Raw genomic sequence first — 23,448 nt, 5'->3', positions numbered from 1 at the left:
CGGCATCGTCGAACGTCATCCGCGGGGATACAGTTTTTCTCAGCCGCGCGCCTTCACGGCATCGACCAGTTCAGGCCCGCTATATTGTCGGCGCCCGCCATTCTCGGCCAGTTTCACCAGTTTCAGGATCGCGGCGTTAACCGGGGCCTTCACCCCTTTCTCATGGGCGAGACGTACGATTTCCCCGTTCAGATCATCGATCTCAGTCAAGCGGCCCGCCGCGAAATCATCGGCCATGGAGGATCGGGCATGCGCGTCCATTTTCTGGATGCGCAGCGCAATATTCGTGAACAGGAAATCAGGAAGGCGCAAAAGGCGGACGGCGGCCTGAGGGGTCGTCGCACCGACACGCATGGGCAGGATTGCTGCATATTCCATGATGTCGAGTGCCTCGCCAATCGAGGCGGCGAGCACACGTCGATAGGTACGTTGTGAAAGCTGTTCGCGCAAGGTCAGACCGGAAAGGGCATTTACCGCGTTGTTCAGGTTGAGCAGCAATTTGCCCCATTGGACCGGGACCATGTCCTTGACCAATTCCAGCTCTGCCGGGCCGCCCTCTGCCGCTTCGGCCAGCTGTCGCAAGATCGGATGCTCGTTTGCGAAGACTCCGCCGCGTGATCCTTTGTGCCATTGATTTTTGCCTTGGCGACTGACGTTAAACGTCACTGTCCCGGTCAGGACCTCACGGTCGGGCATGGATTGTTTGAGCAGGCGTGCGGGCTCCAACCCGTTCTGCAAGGTCAAGACTGGGACGTCTGCCGGAGCGTGCGCCTCAATCTGGGCAATCGCAGCCTGTGTTGCGGGCCCCTTTACCGTCAGGACAATCAGAGTGGCAGACCGCAGCGCCTCGGGCGTTGTCTCGATCTGGGGGGCGTATTTGCGATCCAGACCGTCATAGTCTGTCAGCCGCATGCCGCCCGCCAGATCCTGTGCCAGATGGGGACGTGCGATCAGTGTGAACCTCCAATCCGGGGCGGCAATGGCCCAGGTCGCGCCGACAAAGCAGCCGACGGCGCCAGCGCCAAGGATCACGATATGTTCGGGGGAATGGATCACGATGGAGGGGGTGCTCGTTTCCAGTTGCAGCAGGGGGTGTGGTGTTGCGTCAGTCGGGGACCAGCATGTAGCCCGCACCGCGCACGGTTTGCAGATAGCGTGGACTCTTAGGGTCTTCCTCGATCTTGCGCCTTAGGCGGGTGATCTGAACGTCGATGGCCCGCTCCTGCGCCTGTCCGCTGTCGCGGCCCAACTCTCCGATCAGGGCCTGACGGCTGACCGGTTCATGCGGTTTGGCAGAGAAGATGCGCATCAGCGCCTGTTCGGTGGAGGTCAGGCGGATCTGTTCCTGATCCTGCCAGAGCTCCCCCCGGTTCAGATCGTAGCGGATCGGCCCCAGATGCAGATTGCGTGGCGCCTCGCTTTTCGGTTGGGGCTTTGGGACGCGACGCAGGATCGCGTTGATGCGCAGGATCAGCTCTCGCGGTTCAAATGGCTTGGGCAGATAGTCGTCGGCCCCTGCCTCAAGCCCGTTGATCCGATCCTCGGCCTCCGCACGGGCGGTGAGCAGCAGGATCGGGGTGTTCAGGGTTTCTCGCAGGGATTTCGTGAGGGTCAGCCCATCCTCACCCGGCATCATGACGTCAATCACCAGAAGATCGAAGGCCAGCCCGTCTAGCAGGCGGCGCGCATGGGCGGCATCACGCGCAGCCGAGACGAGAAAGCCCTGACGGGCGAGGAATTTCTTGAGCAGGGTGCGGATACGCTCATCATCATCGACGATCAGGACGTGGGCTGCCTCATCCATTTGAGCCATCCTCCTGCATCAGGCTCAACACGCGGGAGCGCATCTCGGGGTCGATCATCTGTTCGAGGACGGTGCGAAAGCCGTGGACGGCCTCGGGCCCGGCGGCCATGTAGGCCTTGCGCATGCGGGCGCGCTGCGCCTCGCTCAACGCTTTTTCCAGCGCCCGCCCGGATTCGGTGAGGTAGAGGTTGCGCTGCCGGCGGTCGACCTCGCCCACACGGCTTTCGATCAGCCCGTCATTGACCAACTGGCGCAGGACACGGTTCAGGCTCTGCTTGGTGACGCCCAGAATGTCGAGCAGGGCATTGACGGTGAGGCCGGGCTGTCTGTTGACGAAATGCAAGGCGCGGTGGTGGGCGCGGCCGTAATCATATTCCTCCAACATCCGGTCAGGATCGGCGGTGAACCCGCGATAGGCAAAGAACATCAGTTCGATCCCTGAGCGCAGCTGTTCATCTGTCAGGAACAGCAGTTGCTCACTGCGTGCGGCGGCATTTGCGAAGCTGCGGGTCATGTTGTGGTGTTTGTCCCGATCATGGTGTTGTCACATTTTATGTCAGTCTTGTTGACTATCCAAGGGGGCAATGTTAGCGCCAATCACGTTTTGCGACACTTCGTGACGCAACAAAATGATTCCGCGCAACAAATGTAAAGGTTGCGCTTTTGGCAGAAGGGGAAACGACCATGGCTGGCAGCTACGACGATCGCGACGGTCAGATCTGGATGGACGGAAAAATGGTACCGTGGCGCGATGCCAACGTGCACATCCTGACCCATGCCATGCACTATGCCTCTGCCGTGTTTGAAGGCGAGCGGGCCTATGGCGGCAAAATCTTCAAGAGCCGGGAACATTCCGAGCGGCTGCTGCGCTCTGGCGAGCTGATCGACGCGCCAATCCCCTATTCCGTGGATGAGATCGAAGCGGCAAAGGATGCCGTGATGAACGCGTCCGGTCTGGAAGATGCCTATGTCCGCGTCATCGCCTGGCGCGGTTCGGGTGAGGACATGGGTGTTGCTTCCGCGCGCAACCCGGTGCGCATGGCAGTCGCAGCCTGGGAGTGGGGTGCCTATTACGGTGATGCCAAGATGCAGGGCGCAAAGCTCGACATTTCCAAGTGGAAGCGCCCGAGCCCCGAGACGATCCCGTCCACCGCAAAGGCGGCCGGACTCTACATGATCTGCACCATGTCCAAGCACGCTGCCGAGGCGAAAGGCTGTTCAGACGCGCTGATGATGGATTATCGCGGCTATGTGGCTGAGGCGACGGGGGCCAACATCTTCTTCGTCAAGGATGGCAAGGTTCATACGCCGATGCCTGATTGTTTCCTCAACGGGATCACCCGCCAAACCGTGATCGGGATGCTGCGGGATCGCGGGATCGAGGTTGTTGAGCGCCACATCATGCCCGAGGAACTGGATGGGTTTGAGCAGTGCTGGTTGACGGGCACAGCGGCGGAAGTGACCCCGGTTGGGCAGATCGGTGAGCACACGTTCGAGGTCGGCGCCTTGGCTCGCCTGATCGCGGAAGATTATGAAAAGCTGGTGCGCGGTCAGCTCTGACCCGAACCCATCACCTGCGTGAGAACACGTCCGCTGGAGCGTTGCGACATTTCTTGTCGATGGCCCCGGCGGACGTAACTTTTTGCGAAAGATGAGGTCTAGCGCGTGGCGTTCGGGGTGAACAACTGCGTCTCCCCCAGCCGGTAGGACGCAATGGCCGATTGCCCGGTATCCCCTGTGATCCAGTCTGCAAAGCGCTGGGCGTCCTCCAGTTTCACGGATGGGCAGGCTTGCGGTGAGATCACGATCACGCCGTACTGGTTGAATAGGGCCGGGTCGCCTTCGTGAAGGATCGTCATGCCGTCTGTATTGGCAAAGGTCAGCCAGGTTGCGCGGTCTGTCAGGCTGTAGGCTTGCAGGGCTGCGGCGATGTTGAGGGTCGCGCCCATGCCTTGCCCGGTTTCAAGATAGGTGGTTCCGCTCGCCGGTGGTCCATCGGGCCAGAGCGAGACTTCCCGCCGGTGCGTGCCGCTGTCGTCGCCACGGGACGCAAAGGGCGCATCGCTGGCGGCCACGGCAACCAAGGCTTCCGCGATGGAGTTTTGGTCCGCGACGTTCGCAGGGTCGTCCACCGGTCCGATCAGCACGAAGTCATTATACATCACATCCTGTCGGGTGAGGCCGAACCCATCGGTGACAAATGCCTCTTCAGCCTCTTTCGCATGGACGAGCAGAACATCGCCGTCGCAGCTGCGCGCATTGCGCAGGGCCTGGCCGGTGCCAACGGCGACGACGCGGACATCTATGCCGGTTTCAGCCTCGAAGATCGGCAGGATCGCGTCATAAAGCCCGCTGTTCTGGGTCGAGGTCGTGGATTGCACGGTGATGAAAGTGTCTGCCTGGGCAGCGCCTGCGAGCAGTGCTGCGGCAATCATTGGGGCTTTCACAGCAAGAGATCTCCATTCAGATAAGCGCGGGCCTGCGGGCTTTGCGCAACATCGAAGAAACGGTCGGAGGGCGTGTCCTCGGTCACGCGCCCCGCGTGTAGGAAGACGACCCGGTTGGCAAGGCGACGTGCCTGGCCGCGGTCATGGGTGATCAGCAGCACCCGGACACCATCGTGGATGGCCTGACGGATCAGCCGCTCCAGCGCTGCCGTCGCCCTTGGGTCGAGGCTGGCGGACGGCTCATCCAGTAAGAGCAGGTCGGGCGCCTGACCGAGCGCGCGGACGAGGGCGAGGCGCTGTTGCTCCCCGCCCGACAGGGCGCGGGCCGGTGTCTTCGCTGCGTGAGCCAGATCGGCCCGTTCGAGCAGGGCCATGGCCTGATCCGTGCGCGCGGCGCGGGGCACGCCGAATTGGCGCAGGGCGTGGACCAGATTGGCCAGCGCGGTGCGGCGCAGTAAGACAGGGCGCTGGAACACCAGGGCGACGCGGCGTTTCTCGGGCGTGGGCGGCCAGGCGAAGGTGATCGTGCCGCCTTGGGGTTTTTCAAGACCTGCAATCGTGCGCAGAAGAAGGCTCTTGCCCGCGCCGTTCGGCCCCATGATCGCGGTACAGCCGGGCGTGCCGAGATCGGCCGATATACCGTCGATCACCTTGCGCCAACGGCGGGTGAGACGCAGGTCTTCGATCCGCACCGCGGGGCGATCTGGCATCACTGGCGCTGCGGCCGGGGGGCGGAACGGAAGGGGATCAGCCATGGGCGAGCCTCATCCCCATATTGCGCAGACCCATGACGCCCGCGTTGATCGCCAGCGAGAGCACCAGCAGGATCAGGCCGAGCCCAAGCGCCAGTGCCAGTTCTCCGCGGGATGTTTCGAGTGCAATGGTCGTTGTCATCACCCGCGTGACATGGTCGATATTGCCGCCAACGATCATCACCGCCCCTACCTCAGCAAAGGCGCGACCGGTGCCGGCAAGGGCTGCGGTTGTTAATGCGAAGCGACCATCCCAAAGCAGCGTCGCGGCCTGCTGGACCTGACCCATGCCCATCGTCGCGAAGAGGTCGCGATATTCGCGGTGCATTTCTTCGGTCACTTGCGCTGTCAGGGCGGCTACGATGGGCGTGACCAGAACGGTCTGCGCGATGACCATGGCCGTCGGCGTATAGAGCAGGCCGAACACGCCCAAGGGCCCTGCGCGGCTGAGCAGCAGGTAAAGACCCAGTCCGACGACCACCGGGGGCAGGCCCATGAGGGCGTTGATTGCGACGAGACTGGCACTGCGGCCCGCAAAGCGTCCGACCCCCAGAATTGCGCCGAGCGGAAACCCGATCAGGCAGGAGACAAGTACAGCCAGCCCAGTGACCTGAAATGACAGCGCAAGTACGCCCATCAGATCGGCATCCGCGGTCCAGATCAGGTGCCAGGCATTGGCAAAGGCTGTTGTGAATGGTTCCATAGCGTCTTTATTGACCATCGCGCCCGTGCATTCAGCCCCTTATGCGGCATCGTGCGGCGTTCCGCGACAGGGCAGGAGGACGGCGTGACGCTGATTGGCGCAATTGGTTTCCTGTGCGGGATCGCATGTGCCGTGGCGTTGATCTTGGCACGGCACATGCCGGCGCGGGGCGGTATCCTGATCCGACGGCTCCGCCGGGTGATGGTGTCGCTGCATCTTGCGTTGGGCCTTGCGACGATTGCGGCTCTGATCTTGCTGCCCATGGGTGCTGGATTGCACCGGGCGGCGGGGATTGCCGCCCTTGCCGGGCTCAGCCTGACACTCGGCCTGCGCTGGCGGGCGCTTTTGAACCGAGGGCGCGAGATGCGTTGGACTTGGGTCATGCGGCTGTGGGTTGCGGCGCTTGTCGTCAGTCTTTGGGCGCATGCCGTGCTGGGCTGGTCTGGCTGGCTGGCGGTCGGGCTGGTCACCGCTCATATTGTCGCGCTTTGGCCCGCGCGCCGGGTTATTGCCGACGGGATGGCTCCGCGCCCTGTTGTGGAGCGGTTCTGGCCCGGATGGCTGGCCGCGGTGCGGGCGGAGGCGGGCGGGCGGCGTATTCGGCGGTTTGGTGCGCGCTGGCGGGTACCGCCGTTCTGAATGACCGCACGTCAGCAGGGCGGACCGGGCGGTTGATCGGTTGCGAGAGCTGCGTAGGGTGGCGCTATGACAGTTCAGCCCGCTCGACTCGAAAGCCTGCGCCATATCCCCGGACGCAAGGGATTGCCGTTTCTGGGCAATGCGCTCGACTTCATTCGTGATCCCTATGCGGCCTCAATGCGCAATTATGAGGAATATGGCCCAGTCTTCCGCCAGTACATGCTGGGGGAGTGGTCGGTGTCACTCGCCGGGGCGGATGCCGTCGAATACGTATTGACCGATCCGGACAAGAACTTCTCGTCCAAGAACGGGTGGTGGCTGCTCAAGGAGATTTTCCCCGGCGGTCTGATGTTGCGGGATTTCGACGATCATCGGGCGCATCGTCGGGTGATGCAGCCCGCATTTCGCGCGGCTGCGATGGAAGACTACCTGCTGCGCATGAATGGCGGCATCGCCCAGCTGATCCGAGCTTGGGAGGCGGATGAGCGGTTGGAGTTCTACCCCGCGATCAAGGCCTTGACCCTTAAGCTGGGCGCGGCGGTGTTTATGGGGCTGCCCTTGGGTAATGCGGAGGCGGATGCGCTGAACAAGGCGTTTCAGGATGAGGTGGCAGCCTCGCTCGCGTTGATCCGCGCGCCTTTGCCGGGCACGACCTACAAAAAGGGGCTCGATGGGCGGGCCTATTTGACCCGCCGATTTGCCGAGATGATCCCAGAGCGGCGGGCAGATCCGGGCGCGGATTTTTTCAGCCAGATGGCCTCTGCCACGGATGAGGATGGCAAGAGCTGGACCGAGCAGGAAATCATTGACCACCTCAATTTCCTGATGATGGCCGCGCATGACACTACGACCTCTGCGCTGACGACGATGGTGTGGGCCATGGCAAAGTGGCCGCAGTGGCAGGATGCCGTGCATGAAGAGGTTTTGGCCCTGCCGCATGGCGATCTGACCATGAAGGACCTGCCACAACTCGAGGTCACCGAGCGTGTGTTCAAAGAAGCGTTGCGGTTTATGCCTCCGGTGCCCTTTATTCCGCGACAGGCGGTTCGCGCTTTCGAGTGGCAGGGTGTGAAGATTCCGGCTGGTGCGAATATCGGCATCTCCCCCGGTATGACGATGATGCAAGAGGAATACTGGACCGACCCGGAGATGTTCGATCCTGATCGCTTCACGTCGAACCGGGCCGAAGATCGCAATCATCGGTTTGCTTGGGCGCCGTTCGGGGGCGGCACGCATAAGTGTATCGGCCTGCATTTTGCGATGATGCAGGTGAAGGCATTCACGGCGCAATTCGTGCGCAAGTACCGGGTCAGCCTTGTAGATGGGGCGGGGGAGAAGTGGCATCGGGTGCCGATCCCAAAGCCGGCAGACGGGCTTCCGCTGCATATTGTGCGTCGATAGGGCAACAGCGTCGTCGCGTCGCAATTTGGCCTATGGCTTGACAGCGGGCGCGTCGCTTGAGAATGGGGCGCTCCTTTGCTATCTTTTGTAAGCGTATTGGGCCGCTTCGGCCTGTCAGTTGGAGGACTTCGTTCTGTCTGAACGTGTTTTTGCGGTGGCTGAAACCGCGTCCGGTGCAAGTGCACCGTCACCTGTGCAAGCCGACCTTGATCCTCAGGGCTTGCTCGACCTGATCCTGACCTCACTGGATGAGGACAAGGCCGAGGATGTTCTGCCCATCGCCTTGAAGGGCAAATCCGAGATTGCAGATCATATGGTTGTCGCCAGCGGGCGTTCGTCGCGGCAGGTAGCGGCTATGGCCGAGCATCTGGTGGACAAGATCAAGGCGACCACAGGGCAATCCCCGCGCATCGAAGGCAAGGATACCGGCGACTGGGTGCTACTGGATGCAGGTGACGTGATCGTTCACCTGTTCCGCCCGGAAGTGCGGGAGTTCTATCAGCTTGAGAAGATGTGGGCCAATCCCGCATCCAATCCTGCCGACCTGTAATGCGGGTTTCCATCACGGCTGTGGGCCGCCTGCGGGCAGGCCCCGAGCAGGTGTTGATCGATGACTACCTCAAACGATTTGACAAGGCCGCACGCCCGCGTGGCCTGGGCCCTGCGACCGTGCGCGAGGTCGAAGATCGAAAAGGGGGCGGCATGGCTGCCGAAGGGGCGTTGCTGGACGCAGCCATCCCGGATGGTGCCTTTCGTGTGATGCTGGATGAGCGGGGCAGGCAGATGTCCTCTCCAGATTTTGCCAAGCGGATGATGCACGTGGCCGAACAGGGGCGGCGTGACATGGTGTTCGTGATTGGCGGGGCTGACGGTTTGGACCCTGCCTTGCGCGATACCGCGGATCTGAAGCTGAGTTTTGGGCCGATGGTCTGGCCGCATATGCTGGTCCGCGTGATGGTGGCCGAACAGCTCTATCGCGCGGCCTCGATCCTTGGCGGAAGTCCCTACCACCGGACTTGACCTGCTCACAATTTGGTGAGAATGGTCGCCTATGAGGACGCAAATCGCTTCCCTTTTCCAAAAATCAGTCGAATGGCCCACCTTCATCGCAATCGGGGGCTGTTATGCTGTCTGGCTGTCAGCGACTTGGTTCCAGTTTCCTGGCTGGTGGCTTGCCGCGATTTTGGCGACCGGCTTTTTCGCCTCTCTTCAGCACGAGGTGCTGCATGGCCACCCCACACGCAGTCGTTGGATCAATGAAGCGTTGGTGTTTCCGGCGCTCGCCCCGCTCTATCCGTTCCGGCGGTTTCGGGACATGCATCTCAAGCACCATAACAATCCCAAGCTGACGGACCCCTATGATGATCCTGAGAGCCTTTATGTCGCGGAACATGATTGGGAGAAGGCCAATCCGCTGACGCGTGCCGTGCTGCGCATCTGCCGACCGCTTTTGGGGCGGATGATCGTTGGGCCATGGGCCGGGTTTTGGGTGTTTCTGCGGCACGACATCGCGCAAATCCGCGCGGGAAATCGCAAGATCGCGCGTCAGTGGCTGCCCCATTTTCCGGCCGTGGCACTGGTAATGGCGTGGCTGATTGCGGTGGATGTTGGCCTGTTGTTCTGGGGGCTGTGCATCGTCTGGCCAGCAGCCGCATTGATGAGTGTGCGCACCTATATTGAGCATCGTGCGGCAGAGGCACCGGAGCATCGGTCGGCCATAATCGAGGATCGCGGTTTTTTCGCGTTGTTGTTCCTGAACAATAACTTGCATGCACTCCATCACGAGCAACCGGCGTTGCCTTGGTATCGGTTGCCAGCACTTTATCGAAATGATCCTGTCCTTTGGCAAAGGCGCAACGGGGGCTATGTTCTTTCAGGGTACGGCGCAGTATTCCGGCGCCATCTTCTGCGCGGTCGGGAACCGATCGTGCATCCCTTGATGCGAAAGAAGTAATATGCGCGCCTCCCTGCCGATGTATGATTTTCCCGAATTCCGGGCCGAGACGGATGCGTTCTGGGCTGCGGTGCGAGCGGCCCATGGCCCGGATGCACCGGAGCTGTTGGAGCGGGACAATCCGTGGATCTGGGATGCGGAGGATCTGTTTCTCTCTCAAACCTGTGGTTGGCCATGGATCAACGGGCTAGCGGGCTCGTCTCAGATCGTGGCGCGGCCGGTGCTGACCTGCGAGGGGGGCGGGATCGGCACCTATCGCTCTGCCATGATCGTACGCACCGAACAGGCCGAGCAGCCCTCGAACGCGCGGTTTGTGGCAAATAGTGCTGGCAGTCTGTCGGGATGGATCGGGCCGCGCCGCTGGATGTCGGGCCAGAATATGGATGTGCGTGATGCGCCGGATTTGCTGTCCGGCGGGCATCGCGAGTCGGTGCAGATGGTGCGCGATGGCAAGGCCGATATGGCGGGGATCGACGCGGTGAGCTGGCATATGATCCAGCAGGTCGATCCGGTTGACGGCCTGTCGGTCATTGGTTGGAGTGATGAGGCACCGGCACTGCCCTATATCGCCTCCCCAAACCTATCACCTGGCCAGATTGCCAACCTGCAGACTGCCCTACGCACTGCCATCGCAGCACCTGAGGTTGCGGGGTACAGGGCCGCAACGAGCATCGAGGATATGGTGGATGCAACCGCCGAGGATTACGCGGTTCTGCACAGCTGGTGATCAGTCGATCTTGCGAGCCACATCGACGAGCATGACGGGCACGCCTGCCTGAATGGGATAGGCGAGCCCGGCATTGCGTGAGATCAGCTCACCCTTCTCACGGTCGAGAACCAGCACACCGCGTGTCACGGGGCAGACCAGCGTTTCAAGGAATTTCCGGTCAATGGGATCTGCGTCGGGCCCGCTCATTGTAATGGGGTCTCGTTGTCGCCGCTTTGGGCGCGCAGCGCGAATTCCATCAGCATGACAAGTGTTTCGCGGCGGGTCGCAAGCGAGGGCGCTTCGAGCAGCGCCTGCTTTTCCTCCGCCTCGAACGGGCAAAGCATGGAGAGCGAATTGATCAGCAATTCCGGTTCAGCTTCTTTCAGGCTGTCCCAATCGCTTGAGAGTTGGGCGCTGTCAAAAAACCGGCCAAGCAGGGTCAGGAATGCCTCTCGATCAAAGCTCGGATCGTCTTCTTCCTTGCCAAGATCACGCTCGAAACTGCTCCAATCCACCTTAGCCCGGCGGTAGGGGGTGAAGCCCTCGACCTCCTCGACCAGACGAAAGCGGGACACGCCGCCAAGGGTGATGATGTAGCGACCGTCATCGGTTTCGGTGAAGCTGGTGACGCGGCCTGCACAACCGATTGTGTGCAGGCGTTTTTCAGAGCCGGCCGGTCCTTCGACCGGCTGGACCATAGCGATCATGCGGTCGCGCGTTTTCAGCACATCGTCGAACATGGCGAGATACCGCGGCTCAAACAGGTTGAGTGGCAAACGCGCCCGGGGCAGCAGCAATGCGCCGGGCAGCGGGAAAATCGGAATGATCTCGGGCAGCTCGCCCGCTGTGATGCGGTACATCGCCGGGTCCTATGCGAAGATCATGGAGGACAGCCTGCGGCGACCGGACTGAGCGGCCGGGTCTTTCGGGCCAAGAGCATCGAACAGCTTGAACAATTGTTCCTTGGCCGCGCCGTCATTCCATTCGCGGTCGCGCTTGAAGATTTCCAGCAAGCTGTCGACTGCGGCGGCATTCTCGCCCTCGCCGATTTCGGCCATCGCCAGATCATAGCGGGCCTGAAGGTCATCGGGGTTCGCGTCAACCGCTGCGCGCAGGCCGTCTAGCTCTCCCGCATCTGCGCTGGCGGCGCTCAACTCAACCTGAGCCCGAACAGCCGTAATCTCTGCCGAGGAGGCCAGTGGTTCCTGAACCGTGGCCAGCAATTGCGTCGCGCGCTCGACCTCACCGGCGGCCATATAGGTCTTAATCAGACCGGCGACGGCGCGGGCATTGTCCGGATCCTCTTCCATAATGGCGGCATAGGTCTGTGCGGCGTCGGGCAGTTCGCCGTTGGCCAGCATCTCATCCGCTGCATCAAGCGCGTCGTCGAGACCACCGGACGCATCGCCGCCACTGGCCTCAACCACCTTTTCGATGAAGGCCTTGATTTGTGACTGGGGCAGTGCGCCCTGGAAGCCATCAATAGGCTGACCTTTATAGAAAGCGTAAACCGTTGGGATCGACTGCACGCGCATCTGGCCTGCGATCATCTGGTTTTCGTCCACGTTGATCTTGGCCAGTTTGACCGCACCTTTTGCGGCCAGCACCTCTGCCTCGATGGCGGGGGTAAGCTGTTTGCAAGGTCCGCACCATGGTGCCCAGAAATCAACGATGACCGGCACCTCTTGCGAGGTTTCGACCACGTCAGCCATGAATGTCGCCTCGGTCGTGTCGCGGATCAGATCCTCGGCGGGCGGTGCGGTGTTCAGTTCCAGCATGTCTCTCTCAATTCAATCATTCGTGCGGGTAAAATGGGGCAATGGCCCTATCCCGCAAGCGCCTCTAGCGCATCAAAGTCCAGTTCCATGGGCTGATGCCCGGTCAGGGCGAAGAACCGCCTGACGTCAGAGGTAGACATGGCAACAGTCGCCTCATTGTGCAACGGGTGACAGTTCAGCACCTCCGCTGCCATCAACTGTGCATCGAGCACAACCCGTACCGTTTTCGTCGTATCATTGATCGCAGCCAGCGGGGTTACGGCACCGGGGGTGACGCCAAGATGCTCCATCAGGGCCTCTGGCTTGGCGAAGCTCATCTTTCGCAGGCCGATCTGCTTTTCGAGATCGCGAATGCGGATGCGGCGGCTTTCCTCACAGGTCACAAGGACGAAGGTGCCGTCCTTGGCTTTCAGAAACATGTTCTTGCAATGGGCACCGGGCAGTTCACCCCGCAGGGCCTGACTGTCCTCTACCGTGAACAGCGGCGGATGCCGGTGCACTGTGACCGGAATCTCATGCTGTGACAGAAAGGCGAGCAGCTCTTGTTCGGTCATGGGCATGTGGTCGCTCCGCGCAATGGCTTCGGCGGGAGATTACCGTGACGTGGTCGAGTTGCAAGCCAGCCCGTGCGCGGCATTTGGCGCCATCGCACTTTGGTTCTAGGGTTGCTGGGTTCGACGAAGGGGACTGCACGATGACGCTTCATGATGGATACGGCAATGCGCTCTCAACCCAGAGCGGTGCGGCGCGCGATCATTACGATCAGGGTGTTCGACTGTTTCTGGGTGCCGACTATGGGGCGGGAAGCTGCTTTGAGGCCGCAGTGGCCGCTGATCCCGGTTTTGCTTTGGGCCATGCGGCTCATGCCCGTGCATTGATGATGGAGGGGCGTGGGGCGGATGCGAAGGCAGCGCTTAGCCGCGCACAGGCGACGGCCAACCCCGATGACGCAAGGGAGGCAAGCCATATCGCGGCTTTCGCGGCGCTGCTCTCGGGTCAGCCGGGACAGGCCCGCACCATCGTTGCCCAGCATGTGCGTCAGTTTCCGCGCGACGCCTTGGCCGCGCAGTTATGTACGAACGTGTTCGGGCTGATCGGTTTCTCAGGCGAAGTGGGCCGCGAGGCTGAATTGTTGGCTTATACGGAGGCGTTGCTGCCCCATTACGGCGATGACTGGTGGATGATGTCGATGCACGCATTGTCGTTGTGCGAGACCGGTCAGATCGCGGCGTCCCAGCGGTTGATGGAGCGCTCACTGGCGCTTAACCCGCGCAACGCAAATGCCGCTCATTTCAAGGCGCATGCCGAATATGAGGCAGGGGAGCAGTCCGCAGGGCGGGGCTATCTGCGCGACTGGATGCAGGGTTACGACCCGCGCGGCGTGCTTCATGGGCATCTGTGTTGGCACGGCGCGCTTTGGGCGCTGCATGATGGCGACATTGAGGAGATGTGGGCCGTGGTCGATTCCGGCGTGAAGCCGGGTGCCATGCAGGGACTGCCCATCAACGCGCTGACCGATACGGCGGCAATTTACTATCGGGCCCAGCTGGCAGGTGTGGACGTAGCGCCAGAGCGGTGGGCGGCGTTGAGCGATTTTGCCGCTCAGTATTTCCCCGATCCCGGCCAGAGTTTCGCCGACATTCATGCCGCACTCAGCCATGCGATGGCCGGTAAGGGCGACCGGCTGGCCGTACTGGCCGAGGCGAAGACGGGGTTTGCGGGCGATTTGGTCGGACCAGTTTCGCGCAGCTGGTCGGCCATTGCGCGGGGGAATTGGAGCGACGCTCTCGGCGCGTTGACCACGGTCATGGAGACGACAGAACGCTTGGGTGGAAGCCGGGCGCAGCGGGATTTGCTGGAATTGGCCTATGTCAACGTCCTGATGAAGCTCGGCCACAAGGACGAGGCGCTGCGGACCCTGCGCCTGCGCCGCCCGGTGCTGAGCGAAAGAACGCCAGTGGCGGGGATGGCCTGACAGGGCGCCCCGTATGCAAGAGCGCGCCCCCACTGTCTGAAAGCACTCGACCAAAACGAGAGGACACAATGCCCGTCAACCGACTGGATTATTTTGCCATAAACCCGGAGGCCGTTCGTGCCATGCTGGCGCTCAAGCCCCTGACGCCCGGCATTGATCCCGGTTTGCGGGCTTTGGTGGAACTTCGCATCTCTCAGATCAATGGTTGCGCTTATTGCATCGATCTGCACGGACGGGAGGCGCTTGCCAACGGGGAGACAGAGGAACGGCTTTCCATGCTGGCCAGATGGCAGAGGGCCGACTGTTTTACCGCCGCTGAGCAGGCGGCCTTTACATGGGCCGAAACCTTGACGCGGGTCTCTCAGTCCGGTGCACCGGACAGTGCTTACGAAGACGTCCGGGCGCATTTCGGCGATCAGCAAGTTGTGGACTTAACCCTCATCATCGCGCAGATGAACGCATGGAACCGCATCGCGATCGGCTTTTCGCACGAGCCGTAGGCATGGGTCAGCCCAGTTGGCAGACCCTGCTTTTTCTGGTCTGTCTGTCCCGGCAGACCCCGCCCCGAATTTGAGCAGAGCAGCGTAAATTTCCCCCTTGCAGGCCCCGTTCGAATCCTTATACATCGCCCTCACCCAAGACATGCGGGCGTAGCTCAGGGGTAGAGCGCAACCTTGCCAAGGTTGAAGTCGTGAGTTCGAATCTCATCGCCCGCTCCATTTGGTCTTTCCAGATGGATGTCACCGGATGCGGGCGTAGCTCAGGGGTAGAGCGCAACCTTGCCAAGGTTGAAGTCGTGAGTTCGAATCTCATCGCCCGCTCCAAATTCTCACACTGGAACACTGCTTTGCGCCGGATGTCTGTTCAGTGTATCTGGCGATGATGAATTTTGATCTGACCGACCTGACCCAGCTTTCCGATTTGCCTTTTGACGAGGTGATCGACGTGCGTGCACCTGCCGAATATGCCGAGGATCATTTGCCCGGTGCGATCAGTCTGCCGGTCCTGTCAGATGCAGAGCGGGCCACAGTCGGCACCATCTATGTGCAGGAAAGCCGGTTGGAGGCGCGCAAGATCGGAGCTGCTTTGGTGGCGCGCAATGTGGCCAACCATATCGACGCTCATTTCGCGGCAAAGCCGTCGGGTTACCGTCCGCTTGTCTACTGTTGGCGGGGTGGGCAGCGCTCGAACTCTATGGCCACGATCCTGCGCCAGATCGGCTGGCGGGTTGAGGTTCTGGACGGCGGCTATCGCACCTATCGTCGCCTGGTGAATGCGCAGCTTTATGATGCGGAATTCCCTTGGTCGCTGCGGGTGCTGGAGGGCAATACCGGCTGCGCCAAGACAGAGTTACTGGCCGGGATGACGCAGGCCGGTGTGCAGGTCGTCGATCTTGAGGGGCTGGCGCGGCATCGCGGCTCTGTCTTTGGTGGTTTTGCAGGCGATCCGCAACCGCATCAGAAAGCGTTTGAGAGCGCGCTGAGCAGCGCCTTTGGCAAGCTTGACCCTGCGCGACCCGTCGTGGTCGAGGGCGAGAGCTCGAAAATCGGGCAGCTTTTGGTGCCGCCCAAGCTGTGGCACGCCATGTGCGCGGCCCCCCGGATCGAGGTTACGGCCAGTCTGGAGGAGCGGGCGCGCTATCTGACGCGCGCCTATGCGGATATTGTCGGCGACAGCGCCCGCCTTCACGCTTTGATCGATCGGCTGAAAGGTCTGCACGGCGCGGAGCGGATAGCGGAGTGGCATCTATTGGCTGATGAAGGCGCGCATGTCGCGCTTGCCACAGGTCTGATGGCTCATCACTACGACCCGGCCTATCGCAAACATCGCGCTCGCCAGCCTGAAGCGGATCATATCGTCCCGCTCCACGACTTGAGTGCAGAAGGCGTCGCCGCGCATGCAAGGCAATTGGCCGAAATGCTTTAGGATGGGGGCAGGTCGATGCCCAGCGAACCCTCTTCCACCATTCCGATGATACGGGCGTGCTGGCCAAGTTTCGCCAGAATCTGCTCTGCCTGATCACCGGGTACAGCCGCCAGAAGGCCGCCTGCGGTCTGCGGATCGAACATCAGATCGCGCACGGGCCCGACTGGTCCTGTGACCAGATCCCTGCGCACGCTGTTTTGGGGAAAGAGGGAAGAGCGATGGCCTGCCGCGCTCAACGCCTCGGCGCCATCGAGCAGGGGCACTTCGCTCAGTTTCGCGCGCAATCCCGCTCCCTCCAGCATTGAAAGCAGGTGCCCGGCAAGGCCAAAGCCAGTGATGTCGGTCATCGCGTGCGCAAACGGGGCCAGTTGAACGGCCGCGGGGCCAGAGCTTTGCGCCATGCTGTCGAGCGCGACTTTCACAACAGCGCCCGGAGCTTGGTACTGCATATCTGCGGCCAGAATCGTTCCCGTCCCAATCGGCTTGGTCAGGATCAGCGCATCGCCCGCTTGCGCGCCATCGACCCCAATCGGGTGCTCCACGAGGCCCGTTACCGTAAAGCCGACCGTCAGTTCCGCGCCGAGGGAGCTGTGCCCCCCAACCAGATCGGCGCCTGCATCAGCGAAGGTCTGGCTGGCGGCCTGCGTGATTTCTGACAGCAGGCGGGCCTGTGGCGCATCCGCCATACGCGGCAGGATCAATTGCGAGAGGGCAGCTTGCGGGGTTCCGCCCATGGCCCAGACATCCCCCATCGCGTGGAGCGCGGCGATCCGGGTCAACAGATAGGGGTCTTCGATGAAGGCCCGGAAATGATCTGTGGATAGCGCTTGAAACCGCCCATCGGCGCGCAGAAGTGCCGCATCATCGCCCGCACCGCGCAGAACGTCCGGGCGCGTCGGCGCAGGGAGCAGGGCGAGCGTTTCACGCAAGGTGCCCGCCCCGACCTTTGCGCCACATCCCCCGCAGAGCGGTTGCGCCTGCACCATCTGACGCACACCGCTGGCTGCCTCGCGCGGCAGATCATCGGTGCGTGTCATCGGCGGAAGGTCCGAGAACTGTTGCATGAAATCGCGGTCGATCTTGTCCTTCCACGTCCACAACCGGGACCCTGACGGGGCGAAACCCTTCCAGTCCGCCACGGCCTCCCGCGCGCCGAGTGAGATCAGCTTGAGGTAATCCTTCTGGGGTTTGTATGGGCGCAGCGAACGCCCCATCGCGGCTGCTCGAAGGTTGTCGAACAGGATCGGTGCCTGACGCACGGCAAACACCCCGGCCTTAACGCGGGGGGAGGCGGTCATGTGCACGCAATCCCCTGCGGAAAAGATATTTTGCGCCCCCGTAGAGCGCAGGAAGCGGTCCACGCTGATGAACCCGTCTGCCAGCGGCAATCCAAGCCTCTGGAGGGCGTCGGGCGGGCATGCTCCGGCGACAGTGACCGTAAAGTCAGATGGCAAAATGTCGTCGCAGGTCTCAACCGCGTCCCGCAGCGGTTTGGCCTGTCCACATTGCTCTCGCAAAGTGACGCCAAGCTGGGTCAGCGCGCGGCGCACCGCACGGCCTGTGCGGGCGGAGGTGTCGCTCAACGCGCTCGCGGCTTCCACCACCGTGACAGAGGCTGCGGGCAGGCGATGTTTCATGGCCATCGCCAATTCGGTCCCGCCGACCCCGCCACCGATCACGACGATGGATTTGCCATCCCCATTCCCGGCGTCGGTGCAAAATGCTGCCCATCGGTCTGCAAAGGGGCCAAGGGGCTTTGCCGGGACCGCATGCTCCATCTCAACGGGTGTGCCGGGGAGCTGAGATGTGATCCCGATATTGATCGAGGCGACATCGAATTCGATATCGGGCCGCCCGGCCACGCGAACACGTCCAGCCGCAGGATCGAGCCCTGTCATCGGGGCCAGGATGATGCGCGCGCCTGCAAACCGCGCCAGCCGCATCAGGTCAATGTCCAGCAATTCGCGCGGATAATGGCCGGCCACGTGCCCGGGCAACATGCCCGTATAGGGGGCCGTCGGCTCTGGCGTGATGAGGGTCAGCCGGGCCCCCGGCAGGGGGGTCATACCCCATTTGCGCAGCACCAGCGCGTGGGTGTGGCCCCCGCCGATCAGGGCAATATCTCGGGTGACGGGAGCGCTTGATTTCATCACGGGGGGCTTTCTGGCTTCTTCTTGGTTCAAATATCCCCGCCGGAGGCGTCCGTCATCTATCTATCGTGCGAATGTCGGATCCGTGCGCAAATGTGAACGCTGCATCCACCCTGTCAGCCAGCTTGTCGTGTGTAGACCAGTGCCATCGAATCGTGCAGGGACAGCGGGCCGCCCACAAACTCTGACCCGATTGGCGGGGTGCGCAGGGCGACATGCCAGCCAAAGCCTTCCAATCCCTCTATGGGCAGGCGCAGCGGATCGAAATCCGGGGTCGGCCCCCCTTCCATATGAGCGACCATGAAAACCTGCTCCCCATCTGGCCCATGGCGCAGTGAGGTGAACAGCACCGTGCCATCCACCGGGCGGCGATAGTCGAAACGGTCACGTGGGCCCAGATTGTCGCGCAACCAGGGCCGCGCGCGCCTGAACTCGCGAAGCTGATGGTTGAAGCGGGTCTGGGCCGGGCTGAGTTGCGTGTGGTGGCGCGCGACATTGCAATATTCGTGCATGTCATCCATCCAGGCCCGTGCAATCTCCTTCAGCACGCCGACCGTGACGGGGCGAGGGCCGTCGAGGACGGGATCAACCTCGTTGAGCAGGCTCGCGATGACGTTCAGATCGTAGTCGGTGACCTCGACCAATGCGGGCAGAAACTCCATGAACCTCGCCAGACTTTCGCGGGTCTCGAATCCCATGGATTTCAGGCGTGGGAAGCTTTGCGGTTGGGAATAGCTGTACTCATCCACCTGCCATTTCAGGCTGATCGCCTCCTCCGCCACGACTTTCACGCCATATTTGTCATCCTGATTGCGGATGAACCCCCAGCTTGCGCGGGCCGAGGCGTTCAGAAAATCCATCGGCACGCCGGGGAAGGCGGCATAGGTGAGCGTCTGGATGGCGGGGTTATCATAGGCCTTGTCGAGGATCTCCATCCGCGTGCCGCCCAACCGTGTGTTCACATTCAGCTTGGTATCCACCTGCGTGCCGCGCCGCAAAGTATCGTGGTTTGCACAGCCTGATATCCAATTGGAGCCGTGGTTCAGGATCTCGCGGATGCGCCACCATTTCGACAGCCAGAAGCCGTAGAGGAATGGCGTGTTGTGGGCGAAGGTCAGCGGCCCCCACTGAAATACGTCGTCGTCATGCTGGTTCTCGATCACCGCGCGGTAGGTGGAGGATAGCTCCCAATCCTCCTGCGGCCAAGGGCGGCCATCCTCAAACACGAACCAGGGGCGGTATTTCACCCCGGCCACTTCTTGCACGATGTCGGACATGGATTGCAGATATTCGTCGTCGTGGCGCAGGGTCTCGGCTTCCGCGTCCCACCACTTGAAGTCCTGGGCGCCGTCCACGCGCACGCCATCGGCCCCAAAATTCACCTTGCGCCGCTGCATCTCCAGCATCAGGGCTCGCACCGTGGGATGCCGGTAATTCATGTTCTGCCCGTACATATTGGGGCCCGCGAACCAGTAGGAGTTGAGGACCCCTGTTCCCTGATTGTCGGAATGGCCGAAGACCACGTCGAGGATGAGCTTTTTCGGGCGGGGAAAATTGTGGAGCGCTGCGGCGAAATCCACAAGTTCATCCGGACGCCCCGTTTCCAGAAGCACCGGATTGACACCCGCCATCCCTGCGATCACCACGTCATAGCCCCAGTTCGTGGTGTCCGGTCGGATCAGGTTTGCCACGATACCATGCTCGGTCGTTTCTTCCTGCCAAAATGCGGGCCCAGCCTCGTAAACGGTTGTCGGCTCAACCGGCAGCAGCTGCACGGCGTCATATCCGGCGAACAGACGTTCGGAGGGTTCCAGATCCGCCCCCCGCCGCACCCGCTCTGCCAACCGTTCATAGGTGGCTGTCAGGGCGGCGAGTGTGCCGCCTGCGGTGGCCGTCGGCACGTGGACCTGCTGAATCGAGACGGGCGGGCCAAGCTTGATCACCGCCTCTTTGTCACTTTGAGCCAACCCCGTCCAATACGCCGCGTCACCGCGGGCGGCGAGCATGCCGTCCACATCATAAAGCTCTGCCGGGGCGAAGGCTCCGAAGGGCAGGGAGGCTGCCATTGGATCGAGGATATGATGCCACGCCCCGGCACTGTCGCGCCAGGCCAGTCGATAGAAACTGCCAATCCGATCGCGATTGCCTGGGGTGACGCCGGTGACACTGACCACGCTGAATGCCTCGCACCGCTCCATGGGAATGCGTGTAGCTGTAAATGTCAGCTCTTGATGTGCGGTGCGCAGGTCGAGCGGGCCGTCGGGGGTGAGCACTTCGAGAAAGACATCACCTTCAGGAACGCGGCTTTCCAATAGTTCTGGGGTCCAGAATGCGAAATCGGCACTCTCTGCGCCGGTCACATGGGCGCCGATACGCCGGGCGATTGCGACCTGCGCCTCGAATGTTGACGCAGCTGAGGCAAGATGGGCTTCAATCCAATTCCCAAAGTCTTTGCTTGCGGCATCATCTTTGCGGATCGTCTGCATACTCTACACCACCGTTTTCTTTTCAGACTGTCTTCGGCCCTAGAGGTGGCGCGTCTGCTCTCAAACGTCAAATCGCGTGTGATGTGCTTGATACATCTTTTCAAACCGGTTTGAGAAATGACGCAGCGCAGCGAAACGCCACTTGCAACCGCCTCGGGATGGTGCATATCGTGCGCCGGATTTCCCGCTGGGCGAGGGCTTCGCCCAGCGACGATGAGGACGAGAAGATGAGTGCTTTGCTGAGAGGTCAGATGGATACCACCGATATGAACTTGCCATCGCCAACGCCCAAAAGCTCTGACCCTGCGCGGCTTGCTGCGGATATTGTGGATCGCCTGACGTATCGCATCGGTAAGGATGCGACAGTGGCAACCCCGGATGATTGGCTGACCGCAGCTGTTCTCGTCGTGCGTGACCGTGTGGTCGAGCGCTGGATGGAAAGCACGCGGGAGACCTATCGTCGTGAGGGCAAGCGGGTTTATTACCTGTCGATGGAGTTCCTGATCGGGCGTCTGATGCGCGACGCTGTCACCAATCTTGAACTGGTGGGCGAGATGCAGGAGGCGCTGGGCGAGTTGGGTGTCGAGCTCGACCTGATCCGGGAGTTGGAACCCGACGCCGCACTTGGCAATGGCGGTCTGGGACGTCTTGCCGCCTGTTTCATGGAGAGCATGGCGAGCGTCGATATCCCCGCCTATGGCTATGGCATCCGCTATCAGAACGGCATGTTCCGCCAGGAATTGAGCGATGGCTGGCAGGTCGAACTGCCGGAGACATGGCTGGAACATGGCAACCCATGGGAATTCGAGCGCCGCGAAAGCCGCTATGAGATCGGATTCGGTGGTCATATCGAACGTGACGATGCGGATAACTGCACCTGGAAACCGGCAGAGCGGTTCTGGGCGGAAGCCTTCGACACCCCCATCGTGGGCTGGAAAGCCAAACGGGTGAACACCCTGCGCCTGTGGCGGGCAGAACCGATTGATCCGCTGGAGCTGGAAGCCTTCAACCGGGGCGACCATATGGGCGCGTTGCAGGATTCGATGAAAGCAGAGGCGCTGAGCCGCGTGCTCTATCCCGCGGACGCCACTCCCGCGGGGCAGGCACTGCGTCTGCGGCAGGAGTTCTTCTTCTCGTCTGCGTCCTTGCAGGACATCCTGCGACGGCACATGGCGCAATTCGGGCGGATCACATCGCTGCCCGAGAAGGCCGCCATCCAGTTGAACGACACGCACCCGGCTGTCAGCGTGGCCGAGTTGATGCGCCTGTTGATCGATGTCCATAATCTCGACTTTGACACGGCATGGGACATCACCAAGCGCACCATTGCCTACACGAACCACACTTTGCTGCCTGAGGCGCTGGAAAGCTGGCCGGTGCCGCTGTTTGAGCAGCTTTTGCCGCGGCACATGCAGCTGATCTACAAGATCAACGCACGTGTTCTGCGCGAGGCGCGGGCCACGGGAACCTTCGATGACGCGCAGGTTGCGGGCATGTCCCTGATTGATGAGCATGGGGAGCGTCGTGTGCGTATGGGCAATCTTGCCTTTGTCGGAGCGCACTCGATCAATGGTGTTTCCGGGCTCCACACCGAATTGATGAAAGAGACCGTCTTCAAGGATCTCCACAAGCTTTATCCGCTGCGCATCAACAACAAGACCAACGGCATAACTCCGCGTCGTTGGCTGATGCAGTGCAACCCGGGCCTCTACAATCTGTCGCGTGAGGTTACGGGCGACAGCATCATGTCCGACCTTGATGCGATGAAAGCGCTTGATACGGTTGCAGAGGACGCGGCGTTTCAGGAGCGGTTTGCCGCCATCAAGCGAGCAAACAAGGACCGACTGGCAGGGGTCATCGAAAAGCGGATCGGCCTGAAAGTCGACCCGTCCGCCATGTTCGATATCCAGATCAAGCGGATTCACGAATACAAGCGTCAGCTGATGAACATTGTGGAGACGGTCGCGCTCTACGATCAGATCCGCTCCCACCCTGAGCGGGCCTGGGCGCCGCGCGTGAAACTGTTCGCGGGCAAGGCCGCGTCGAGCTATCATAACGCGAAACTTATCATCAAACTCGCCAATGACGTGGCGCGTGTGGTCAACGCAGATCCCGCAACGCGTGATGTGCTGAAGGTGGCCTTCCTTCCGAACTACAATGTCAGCCTTGCTGAGGTCATGGTGCCCGCAGCGGACCTGTCAGAGCAGATTTCGACCGCCGGAATGGAGGCCTCCGGCACCGGCAACATGAAATTTGCTCTGAACGGCGCGCTGACCATCGGCACGCTGGACGGCGCGAATGTCGAGATGCGCGAGCATATCGGTGCAGAGAATATCATCATCTTTGGCCTGACTGCCGCCGAAGTCGCCGAGAAACGCGCCAACGGCTATTCGCCGGAAGAGGTCATCGCGGCATCGCCGGAGTTGAGCCAGGCCCTGAAAGCGATCGAAAGTGGCGTTTTCTCACCCGAGGATCGCAACCGCTACGCTGATCTGGTCGCTGGGCTGCGGATGTCCGATTGGTTCATGGTGGCTGCTGATTTTGACAGCTACGCCGCGGCGCAGCGTGACGTTGACGGGATCTGGGCCGAACAGCCGCGCTGGCAGGCCATGGCCATCCGGAACGCGGCCCGTATGGGATATTTCAGCTCTGATCGCACGATCCGGCAATATGGCCGCGAAATCTGGAACGTCATTAACTGATCCTCTCGAGCCGCATGATGCG

At 61.5% G+C, this 23,448-nt stretch carries 23 protein-coding genes and 2 tRNA genes; 13 read left to right on the top strand and 12 right to left on the bottom strand.

Annotated features, from left to right (window positions below):
• Nucleotides 1–39: 39 nt before the first annotated feature.
• The 3 genes from POI8812_RS12310 to POI8812_RS12300 are packed head-to-tail and all read right to left on the bottom strand — an operon-like array spanning nt 40 to nt 2,318.
• Nucleotides 40–1,056: a 2-dehydropantoate 2-reductase gene (locus POI8812_RS12310; RefSeq protein ID WP_162844908.1), complete on the bottom strand. Its 1,017-nt coding sequence runs from the start codon at nt 1,054–1,056 to the stop codon at nt 40–42.
• Nucleotides 1,057–1,105: 49 nt separating this feature from the next.
• Nucleotides 1,106–1,813 carry a response regulator gene (locus POI8812_RS12305; RefSeq protein ID WP_108782889.1) on the bottom strand — a complete coding sequence of 236 codons (708 nt, stop codon included), beginning with the start codon at nt 1,811–1,813 and terminating at the stop codon, nt 1,106–1,108.
• Nucleotides 1,797–2,318 (bottom strand): MarR family winged helix-turn-helix transcriptional regulator, encoded by a 522-nt coding sequence (locus POI8812_RS12300; RefSeq protein WP_108782888.1) that lies wholly within the window; start codon nt 2,316–2,318, stop codon nt 1,797–1,799. Before POI8812_RS12300 ends, POI8812_RS12305 begins: the two co-directional genes overlap by 17 nt.
• A 170-nt stretch (nt 2,319–2,488) precedes the next feature.
• On the opposite strand from POI8812_RS12300, the gene POI8812_RS12295 reads away from it, so the two are divergent.
• Entirely contained in the window at nt 2,489–3,364 is an 876-nt protein-coding gene (locus tag POI8812_RS12295; RefSeq protein WP_108782887.1) for a branched-chain amino acid aminotransferase, read from the top strand.
• A 98-nt stretch (nt 3,365–3,462) separates the two neighbouring features.
• Here the strand turns inward: POI8812_RS12295 and POI8812_RS12290 are convergent, their stop codons facing one another.
• Genes POI8812_RS12290 through POI8812_RS12280 form a run of 3 tightly spaced genes read right to left on the bottom strand, consistent with a single transcriptional unit; the run spans nt 3,463 to nt 5,706 of the window.
• Nucleotides 3,463–4,239, bottom strand: coding sequence for an ABC transporter substrate-binding protein (locus POI8812_RS12290; RefSeq protein ID WP_108782886.1), 777 nt, complete (start codon nt 4,237–4,239; stop codon nt 3,463–3,465).
• 8 nt (nt 4,240–4,247) lie between these two features.
• Nucleotides 4,248–5,006, bottom strand: a complete 759-nt coding sequence (locus tag POI8812_RS12285; protein WP_211310380.1) for an ABC transporter ATP-binding protein — start codon at nt 5,004–5,006, stop codon at nt 4,248–4,250.
• Nucleotides 4,999–5,706, bottom strand: a complete 708-nt coding sequence (locus tag POI8812_RS12280) for an ABC transporter permease (RefSeq protein ID WP_108783220.1) — start codon at nt 5,704–5,706, stop codon at nt 4,999–5,001. Before POI8812_RS12280 ends, POI8812_RS12285 begins: the two co-directional genes overlap by 8 nt.
• An 84-nt stretch (nt 5,707–5,790) precedes the next feature.
• Between POI8812_RS12280 and POI8812_RS12275 the strand changes: the two genes are divergently transcribed.
• The 6 genes from POI8812_RS12275 (at nt 5,791) to POI8812_RS12250 (ending at nt 10,427) form a co-directional block, all read left to right on the top strand.
• Entirely contained in the window at nt 5,791–6,345 is a 555-nt protein-coding gene (locus POI8812_RS12275; RefSeq protein WP_108782885.1) for a hypothetical protein, read from the top strand.
• Between the two features lie 66 nt (nt 6,346–6,411).
• Complete coding sequence (locus POI8812_RS12270; RefSeq protein ID WP_108782884.1) at nt 6,412–7,746, top strand: cytochrome P450; 1,335 nt, start codon at nt 6,412–6,414, stop codon at nt 7,744–7,746.
• A 118-nt stretch (nt 7,747–7,864) separates the two neighbouring features.
• Nucleotides 7,865–8,296 (top strand): ribosome silencing factor, encoded by a 432-nt coding sequence (gene rsfS / locus POI8812_RS12265; RefSeq protein ID WP_108782883.1) that lies wholly within the window; start codon nt 7,865–7,867, stop codon nt 8,294–8,296.
• Nucleotides 8,296–8,766: a 23S rRNA (pseudouridine(1915)-N(3))-methyltransferase RlmH gene (gene rlmH, locus POI8812_RS12260; protein ID WP_108782882.1), complete on the top strand. Its 471-nt coding sequence runs from the start codon at nt 8,296–8,298 to the stop codon at nt 8,764–8,766. Before rsfS ends, rlmH begins: the two co-directional genes overlap by 1 nt.
• Before the next feature lie 31 nt (nt 8,767–8,797).
• Entirely contained in the window at nt 8,798–9,700 is a 903-nt protein-coding gene (locus tag POI8812_RS12255; protein ID WP_108782881.1) for a fatty acid desaturase, read from the top strand.
• 1 nt (nt 9,701) lies between these two features.
• Complete coding sequence (locus POI8812_RS12250) at nt 9,702–10,427, top strand: phosphate/phosphite/phosphonate ABC transporter substrate-binding protein (protein ID WP_108782880.1); 726 nt, start codon at nt 9,702–9,704, stop codon at nt 10,425–10,427.
• Here POI8812_RS12250 and POI8812_RS12245 read toward each other — a convergent pair whose 3' ends face one another.
• Genes POI8812_RS12245 through POI8812_RS12230 form a run of 4 tightly spaced genes read right to left on the bottom strand, consistent with a single transcriptional unit; the run spans nt 10,428 to nt 12,747 of the window.
• Nucleotides 10,428–10,616 (bottom strand): Trm112 family protein, encoded by a 189-nt coding sequence (locus POI8812_RS12245; protein WP_108782879.1) that lies wholly within the window; start codon nt 10,614–10,616, stop codon nt 10,428–10,430.
• Nucleotides 10,613–11,269, bottom strand: coding sequence for an LON peptidase substrate-binding domain-containing protein (locus POI8812_RS12240; protein WP_108782878.1), 657 nt, complete (start codon nt 11,267–11,269; stop codon nt 10,613–10,615). The genes POI8812_RS12245 and POI8812_RS12240 overlap by 4 nt, the downstream gene beginning before the upstream one ends.
• Before the next feature lie 9 nt (nt 11,270–11,278).
• Nucleotides 11,279–12,187 carry a thioredoxin family protein gene (locus POI8812_RS12235; RefSeq protein ID WP_108782877.1) on the bottom strand — a complete coding sequence of 303 codons (909 nt, stop codon included), beginning with the start codon at nt 12,185–12,187 and terminating at the stop codon, nt 11,279–11,281.
• 47 nt (nt 12,188–12,234) lie between these two features.
• Nucleotides 12,235–12,747, bottom strand: coding sequence for a prolyl-tRNA synthetase associated domain-containing protein (locus tag POI8812_RS12230; RefSeq protein ID WP_108782876.1), 513 nt, complete (start codon nt 12,745–12,747; stop codon nt 12,235–12,237).
• A gap of 134 nt (nt 12,748–12,881) precedes the next feature.
• On the opposite strand from POI8812_RS12230, the gene POI8812_RS12225 reads away from it, so the two are divergent.
• From POI8812_RS12225 to mnmH, 5 genes are all read left to right on the top strand, one after another.
• Nucleotides 12,882–14,162, top strand: coding sequence for a tetratricopeptide repeat protein (locus tag POI8812_RS12225; protein WP_108782875.1), 1,281 nt, complete (start codon nt 12,882–12,884; stop codon nt 14,160–14,162).
• Nucleotides 14,163–14,230: 68 nt separating this feature from the next.
• On the top strand, nt 14,231–14,662 hold the full coding sequence (locus tag POI8812_RS12220; protein WP_108782874.1) for a carboxymuconolactone decarboxylase family protein: 432 nt from the start codon (nt 14,231–14,233) through the stop codon (nt 14,660–14,662).
• Nucleotides 14,663–14,806: 144 nt separating this feature from the next.
• Nucleotides 14,807–14,881, top strand: a tRNA-Gly gene (locus POI8812_RS12215).
• A gap of 30 nt (nt 14,882–14,911) precedes the next feature.
• Nucleotides 14,912–14,986 (top strand) — tRNA-Gly (locus POI8812_RS12210).
• Between the two features lie 58 nt (nt 14,987–15,044).
• Nucleotides 15,045–16,088 carry a tRNA 2-selenouridine(34) synthase MnmH gene (mnmH, locus tag POI8812_RS12205; RefSeq protein WP_108783219.1) on the top strand — a complete coding sequence of 348 codons (1,044 nt, stop codon included), beginning with the start codon at nt 15,045–15,047 and terminating at the stop codon, nt 16,086–16,088.
• Here the strand turns inward: mnmH and selD are convergent.
• Together selD and gghA are read right to left on the bottom strand one after the other, a co-directional pair.
• On the bottom strand, nt 16,085–18,238 hold the full coding sequence (selD, locus tag POI8812_RS12200; RefSeq protein ID WP_108782873.1) for a selenide, water dikinase SelD: 2,154 nt from the start codon (nt 18,236–18,238) through the stop codon (nt 16,085–16,087). The two genes, mnmH and selD, sit on opposite strands and share 4 nt — an antisense overlap.
• A gap of 116 nt (nt 18,239–18,354) precedes the next feature.
• The gene (gene gghA, locus POI8812_RS12195) at nt 18,355–20,724 is read right to left on the bottom strand and encodes a glucosylglycerol hydrolase (protein ID WP_108782872.1); all 2,370 of its coding nucleotides are present in this window, start codon (nt 20,722–20,724) and stop codon (nt 18,355–18,357) included.
• Nucleotides 20,725–20,951: 227 nt separating this feature from the next.
• On the opposite strand from gghA, the gene POI8812_RS12190 reads away from it, so the two are divergent.
• Nucleotides 20,952–23,426, top strand: coding sequence for a glycogen/starch/alpha-glucan phosphorylase (locus POI8812_RS12190; RefSeq protein ID WP_108783218.1), 2,475 nt, complete (start codon nt 20,952–20,954; stop codon nt 23,424–23,426).
• The last annotated feature ends 22 nt before the right edge of the window (nt 23,427–23,448 follow it).

The organism is Pontivivens insulae (genome assembly GCF_900302495.1).
In the GTDB taxonomy this organism is placed as follows: domain Bacteria; phylum Pseudomonadota; class Alphaproteobacteria; order Rhodobacterales; family Rhodobacteraceae; genus Pontivivens; species Pontivivens insulae.
Note: the sequence above shows the minus strand (reverse complement) of the source record. Positions and strands in the feature narration are given on the sequence as shown.